Annotated in this window: 11 protein-coding genes; all 11 read right to left on the minus strand. The window is 58.0% G+C overall.

The features are described 5' to 3' along the window. Position 1 precedes the first annotated feature (1 nt). Complete coding sequence (gene rpmC / locus E8F06_RS04930; RefSeq protein ID WP_016490538.1) at positions 2-193, minus strand: 50S ribosomal protein L29; 192 nt, start codon at positions 191-193, stop codon at positions 2-4. Further along, positions 193-606 (minus strand): 50S ribosomal protein L16, encoded by a 414-nt coding sequence (gene rplP, locus E8F06_RS04935; RefSeq protein WP_016490537.1) that lies wholly within the window; start codon positions 604-606, stop codon positions 193-195. The genes rpmC and rplP overlap by 1 nt, the downstream gene beginning before the upstream one ends. 12 nt (positions 607-618) lie before the next feature. Beyond that, entirely contained in the window at positions 619-1305 is a 687-nt protein-coding gene (gene rpsC, locus E8F06_RS04940) for a 30S ribosomal protein S3 (protein ID WP_028629286.1), read from the minus strand. A gap of 13 nt (positions 1306-1318) precedes the next feature. Beyond that, positions 1319-1651 (minus strand): 50S ribosomal protein L22, encoded by a 333-nt coding sequence (gene rplV, locus E8F06_RS04945; RefSeq protein ID WP_007161246.1) that lies wholly within the window; start codon positions 1649-1651, stop codon positions 1319-1321. Between the two features lie 13 nt (positions 1652-1664). Further along, positions 1665-1940, minus strand: coding sequence for a 30S ribosomal protein S19 (rpsS, locus tag E8F06_RS04950; protein ID WP_016490535.1), 276 nt, complete (start codon positions 1938-1940; stop codon positions 1665-1667). Between the two features lie 14 nt (positions 1941-1954). Beyond that, positions 1955-2776, minus strand: a complete 822-nt coding sequence (gene rplB / locus E8F06_RS04955; RefSeq protein ID WP_280364805.1) for a 50S ribosomal protein L2 — start codon at positions 2774-2776, stop codon at positions 1955-1957. An 11-nt stretch (positions 2777-2787) separates the two neighbouring features. Further along, a complete protein-coding gene (gene rplW / locus E8F06_RS04960) occupies positions 2788-3087 on the minus strand; it encodes a 50S ribosomal protein L23 (protein WP_028629287.1) in 300 nt (99 codons plus the stop codon). Continuing rightward, positions 3084-3686 (minus strand): 50S ribosomal protein L4, encoded by a 603-nt coding sequence (gene rplD, locus E8F06_RS04965; RefSeq protein WP_190826497.1) that lies wholly within the window; start codon positions 3684-3686, stop codon positions 3084-3086. The genes rplW and rplD overlap by 4 nt, the downstream gene beginning before the upstream one ends. A 14-nt stretch (positions 3687-3700) precedes the next feature. Next, positions 3701-4336: a 50S ribosomal protein L3 gene (rplC, locus tag E8F06_RS04970; RefSeq protein ID WP_077525959.1), complete on the minus strand. Its 636-nt coding sequence runs from the start codon at positions 4334-4336 to the stop codon at positions 3701-3703. Between the two features lie 84 nt (positions 4337-4420). Further along, positions 4421-4732 (minus strand): 30S ribosomal protein S10, encoded by a 312-nt coding sequence (gene rpsJ, locus E8F06_RS04975; RefSeq protein WP_003243886.1) that lies wholly within the window; start codon positions 4730-4732, stop codon positions 4421-4423. A gap of 155 nt (positions 4733-4887) precedes the next feature. After that, on the minus strand, positions 4888-6063 hold a 1176-nt coding region (gene tuf, locus E8F06_RS04980; protein ID WP_280364809.1), incomplete at its 5' end, for an elongation factor Tu.

A 6063-nucleotide genomic window follows, 5' to 3' on the forward strand; every position in this document is an offset into this window, starting at 1 on the left:
ATTACTTACCTGCTTGCTGGTTGAGCACAGTTTTCACGCGAGCGATGTCGCGCTTCACTTGCGAGAGCAGGTGAGACTGCCCCAACTGGCCAGTTGCCTTCTGCATACGCAGATTGAACTGGTCGCGCAGCAGGCCGAGCAGTTGCTCGTTCAGCTGCTGTACGGATTTTTCACGAAGTTCATTCGCTTTCATCACATCACCGTCCGCTTAACAAAGGAGGTGGCGAGCGGCAGCTTTGCAGCGGCCAGGGCGAATGCCTCACGCGCCAGCTCTTCGGAAACACCCTCGATCTCGTACAGGACCTTGCCCGGTTGAATCTGGGCTACCCAGTACTCGACGCCACCCTTACCTTTACCCATACGTACTTCCAGGGGCTTCTTGGTAACGGGCTTGTCCGGGAACACACGGATCCAGATCTTGCCGCCACGTTTCACGTGACGGGTGAGGGCACGACGTGCAGCCTCAATCTGGCGGGCAGTGAGACGACCACGGCCAGTAGCCTTCAGCGCGAACTCGCCGAAGCTGACCTTGCTACCGCGCTGAGCCAGACCACGGTTGTGGCCGGTCATCTGCTTGCGGAACTTCGTACGCTTTGGTTGCAGCATTTGGCGTACCCCTTACTTAGCAGCTTTTTTACGAGGAGCGGGCGCTACCGGCTTCAGCTCTTCCTGGCGGCCACCAATGACCTCACCCTTGAAGATCCAAACCTTCACACCGATCACACCGTAGGTGGTGTGCGCTTCGTAGGTTGCGTAGTCAATGTCGGCGCGCAGGGTGTGCAGGGGCACACGACCTTCGCGATACCACTCGGTACGGGCGATTTCAGCGCCACCCAGACGACCGCTTACCTGAATCTTGATGCCCTTGGCACCAATACGCATGGCGTTCTGTACAGCGCGCTTCATGGCGCGACGGAACATTACGCGACGCTCCAGCTGCTGAGCTACGCTCTGCGCAACCAGCATACCGTCGAGCTCCGGCTTGCGGATCTCTTCGATGTTGATGTGCACAGGCACACCCATTTGCTTGGTCAGGTCCTGGCGCAGCTTCTCAACATCTTCACCTTTCTTGCCGATCACGATGCCGGGACGAGCGGTGTGGATGGTGATGCGTGCGGTTTGAGCCGGACGATGAATATCGATACGGCTTACGGACGCGCTTTTTAGTTTGTCTTGGAGGTACTCACGCACCTTCAGATCGGCAAACAGATAATCGGCATAAGTGCGCTTATCTGCGTACCAAACGGAGGTGTGCTCCTTGACGATACCCAGGCGAATGCCAGTGGGATGTACTTTCTGACCCATCTGATCGACTCCGTTACTTGTCCGCAACCTTGACAGTGATATGGCAAGACCGCTTGACGATGCGATCAGCACGGCCTTTGGCACGCGGCATGATGCGCTTCAGCGAACGCCCTTCGTTGACGAAAACGGTGGAAACCTTCAGGTCATCCACGTCTGCGCCTTCGTTGTGCTCAGCGTTGGCCACGGCCGACTCCAGCACTTTCTTCATGATTTCAGCGGCTTTCTTGCTGCTGAAGGTCAGCAGGTTGAGCGCTTCGCCCACCTTCTTCCCGCGGATCTGGTCGGCGACCAAGCGGGCTTTCTGGGCGGAGATTCGAGCGCCCGACAGCTTAGCGGCTACTTCCATCGTTCCTTACCCCTTAACGCTTGGCTTTCTTGTCCGCAGCATGACCGCGATAGGTGCGGGTAGCAGCGAACTCGCCGAGTTTGTGGCCGACCATGTCTTCGTTCACGAGAACCGGGACGTGTTGACGACCGTTATGAACAGCGATGGTCAGACCGACCATCTGCGGCAGTACGATGGAGCGACGCGACCAGGTTTTCACCGGCTTGCGATCGTTCTTTTCCACCGCCACTTCGATCTTCTTCAGTAGGTGAAGATCGATAAAAGGACCTTTTTTCAGAGAACGCGGCACTGTCGTATCCTCAGTTATTTACGGCGACGGACGATCATGTTGTCGGTGCGCTTGTTCGCGCGGGTCTTCGCACCCTTGGTCGGGAAGCCCCACGGAGACACCGGATGACGGCCACCAGAGGTACGACCTTCACCACCACCATGCGGGTGGTCTACCGGGTTCATCGCCACGCCGCGAACGGTCGGGCGAACACCACGCCAGCGCTTGGCACCAGCTTTACCCAGCGAACGCAGGCTGTGCTCGGAGTTCGAGACTTCGCCCAGGGTCGCACGGCACTCAGCCAGGACTTTGCGCATTTCGCCGGAGCGCAGACGCAGGGTCACGTAGGCGCCTTCACGAGCAACCAGCTGAACGGAGGCACCAGCTGAACGGGCGATTTGCGCGCCTTTGCCGGGCTTCAGTTCGATACCGTGAACGGTGCTACCAACCGGAATGTTGCGCAGCGGCAGGGCGTTACCGGCCTTGATCGGTGCATTGACGCCCGAGATCAGCTGGTCGCCAGCGCTCACGCCTTTCGGCGCGATGATGTAGCGACGCTCGCCATCGGCGTACTTCAGCAGAGCGATGTGAGCAGTACGGTTCGGGTCGTATTCGATACGCTCAACGATGGCAGGAATGCCATCCTTGTTGCGACGGAAGTCGACCAGACGGTAGTGCTGCTTGTGACCACCGCCGATGTGGCGAGTGGTGATGCGGCCGTTGTTGTTACGACCACCGGATTTCGATTTTTTCTCGACCAGCGGTGCGTAGGGAGCGCCTTTGTGCAGCTCCTGGTTGACCACCTTGACCACGAAACGGCGGCCAGCGGAGGTCGGCTTGCATTTAACGATTGCCATGATGCACCCCTTTACTCAGCGCTGCTGGCGAAATCGAGATCTTGGCCCGGCTGAAGTGCGATGTACGCCTTCTTCCAGTCGTTACGCTTGCCCAGACCACGAACGGTACGCTTGGTCTTGCCCTTTACATTAAGGGTGGTGACACGAGCGACCTTCACGCTGAACAGGCTTTCAACGGCCTTCTTGATTTCCAGCTTGGTTGCATCGGTGGCAACCTTGAAAACGAACTGGCCCTTGCTGTCTGCCAGCATGGTGGCCTTCTCGGAGACGTGCGGACCAACCAGCACCTTGAATACGCGTTCCTGGTTCATGCCAGCAGCTCCTCGAATTTCTTCACGGCGGACACGGTGATCAGCACCTTGTCGTAGGCGATCAGGCTGACCGGATCAGAACCCTGGACGTCACGAACATCAACGTGCGGCAGGTTGCGAGCGGCCAGATACAGGTTCTGATCAACGCCTTCGGAAACGATCAGCACGTCGGTCAGACCCAGGCCATTCAGCTTGCCCAGCAGAGTTTTGGTTTTCGGGGCCTCAACAGCGAAGTCCTCAACCACGACCAGACGGTCCTGACGAACCAGCTCAGCGAGGATGGAACGCAGCGCAGCGCGATACATCTTCTTGTTGAGCTTCTGGGAGTGATCCTGAGGCTTGGCAGCAAAGGTGGTACCACCGGAGCGCCAGATGGGGCTGCGAATGGTGCCAGCACGAGCACGACCAGTGCCCTTCTGACGCCACGGCTTCTTGCCACCACCGGAAACTTCGGAACGGGTCTTCTGCGCGCGAGTGCCCTGACGGCCACCGGCCATATAGGCAACAACAGCCTGGTGAACCAGGGTTTCGTTGAACTCACCGCCAAAAGTACGCTCGGAGACTTCGATAGCCTGAGCGCCATTTACATTCAGTTGCATCTCAGCTTCCCCTCTTAACCGCGAGCCTTGGCTGCCGGACGCACAACCACATCACCACCGGTAGCGCCGGGAACGGCACCTTTGACCAGCAGCAGATTGCGTTCTGCATCGACACGCACAACTTCCAGGGACTGAACAGTCACACGCTCGGCACCGAGGTGACCGGACATCTTCTTGCCCTTGAAGACACGACCAGGAGTCTGGCACTGGCCAATAGAACCCGGGGCGCGGTGGGAAACGGAGTTACCGTGGGTGTTGTCCTGACCACGGAAGTTCCAGCGCTTGATGGTACCGGCATAGCCTTTACCCTTGGACTGACCGGTAACATCTACCAGTTGACCAGCTTGGAACAGCTCAGCAGTCAGTTGATCGCCAGCCTGGTACTCGCCTTCTTCAAGACGGAATTCCCAGACACCGCGACCAGCAGCCACGCTTGCCTTGGCGAAGTGACCGGCTTGCGCCTTGGTCACGCGAGAGGCACGACGCTCACCGACAGTTACCTGTACGGCGCGATAGCCATCGCTTTCTTCGTTTTTGAACTGGGTCACGCGATTCGGCTCGATCTCAATGACCGTAACCGGAATGGAGACACCTTCTTCGGTGAAAATGCGGGTCATGCCGCACTTACGACCGACTACACCAATAGTCATGTTGTAAACCTCATGAGTGTACGGGGCTTTCACCCGCTATGGCCGCCCATTTCAGAGCGTTACACGACTAAAACCCGAAGGTTATTAGCCGAGGCTGATCTGCACTTCCACGCCTGCCGCAAGGTCGAGCTTCATCAGCGCATCGACGGTTTTATCCGTCGGCTGGACGATGTCCAGAACACGCTTGTGGGTACGAATTTCGTACTGATCGCGCGCGTCTTTGTTGACGTGCGGGGAGATCAGAACGGTGTACCGCTCTTTGCGAGTAGGCAGAGGAATAGGACCACGCACCTGAGCACCAGTACGTTTCGCGGTTTCCACGATTTCCTGGGTGGATTGATCGATCAGGCGATGGTCAAAAGCCTTCAACCGAATACGGATTTGTTGGTTTTGCATTTTGACCTCAGACTCTATCTCTGCTTTCCCCAACGGACGGACTACGCCCGTTAAAAGGAGGCGTGATTGTACGGATGCCCCGAAGGGGTGTCAACTTTTGACCAGGCAAAAGAAAAGGGCCCCGAAGGGCCCTCTTCTCTTAGCGAGACCTTCGATTACTCGATGATCTTGGCTACAACGCCGGCGCCAACGGTACGGCCGCCTTCGCGGATCGCGAAGCGCAGGCCATCTTCCATGGCGATCGGAGCGATCAGGGTGACAACCATCTTGATGTTGTCGCCCGGCATTACCATCTCTACGCCTTCCGGCAGTTCGCAGTTACCGGTCACGTCAGTGGTACGGAAGTAGAACTGCGGACGGTAGCCCTTGAAGAACGGGGTGTGACGACCGCCTTCTTCCTTGGACAGCACGTACACTTCGCACTCGAACTTGGTGTGCGGCTTGATGGTGCCCGGCTTGGCCAGAACCTGACCACGCTCTACGTCGTCACGCTTGGTGCCGCGCAGCAGGACGCCAACGTTCTCACCGGCACGACCTTCGTCGAGCAGCTTACGGAACATTTCAACGCCGGTGCAGGTGGTTTTGGTGGTCGCACGAATGCCGACGATCTCGACTTCTTCCTGAACCTTGACGATACCGCGCTCAACACGACCGGTAACCACGGTACCGCGGCCGGAAATGGAGAACACGTCTTCGATCGGCAGCAGGAACGGCTGATCGATGGCACGCACCGGCTCCGGAATGTAGGAGTCCAGGGTCTCAACCAGCTTACGAACGGCGGAAACGCCAATTTCGTTGTCGTCCTTGCCTTCCAGGGCCATCAGAGCGGAACCGATGATGATCGGAGTGTCGTCGCCCGGGAAGTCGTAGGTGTTCAGCAGGTCACGAACTTCCATTTCGACCAGTTCCAGCAGCTCGGCGTCGTCAACCATGTCGGCCTTGTTCAGGAACACGACGATGTAAGGAACGCCTACCTGACGGGACAGCAGGATGTGCTCGCGGGTCTGCGGCATGGGGCCGTCAGCAGCCGAGCAAACCAGGATAGCGCCGTCCATCTGCGCAGCACCGGTGATCATGTTCTTCACGTAGTCAGCGTGACCGGGGCAGTCAACGTGAGCGTAGTGACGAACAGCGGAATCGTACTCAACGTGGGAGGTGTTGATGGTGATACCGCGAGCCTTCTCTTCCGGCGCGTTGTCGATCTGGTCGAAAGCGCGAGCCGAACCACCCCAGGTCTCGGAGCAGACCTTGGTCAGAGCAGCAGTCAGAGTGGTCTTGCCATGGTCAACGTGACCGATGGTGCCAACGTTGACGTGCGGTTTGTTACGTTC

This window comes from Pseudomonas sp. BN411 (assembly GCF_029871235.1).
GTDB lineage: Bacteria > Pseudomonadota > Gammaproteobacteria > Pseudomonadales > Pseudomonadaceae > Metapseudomonas.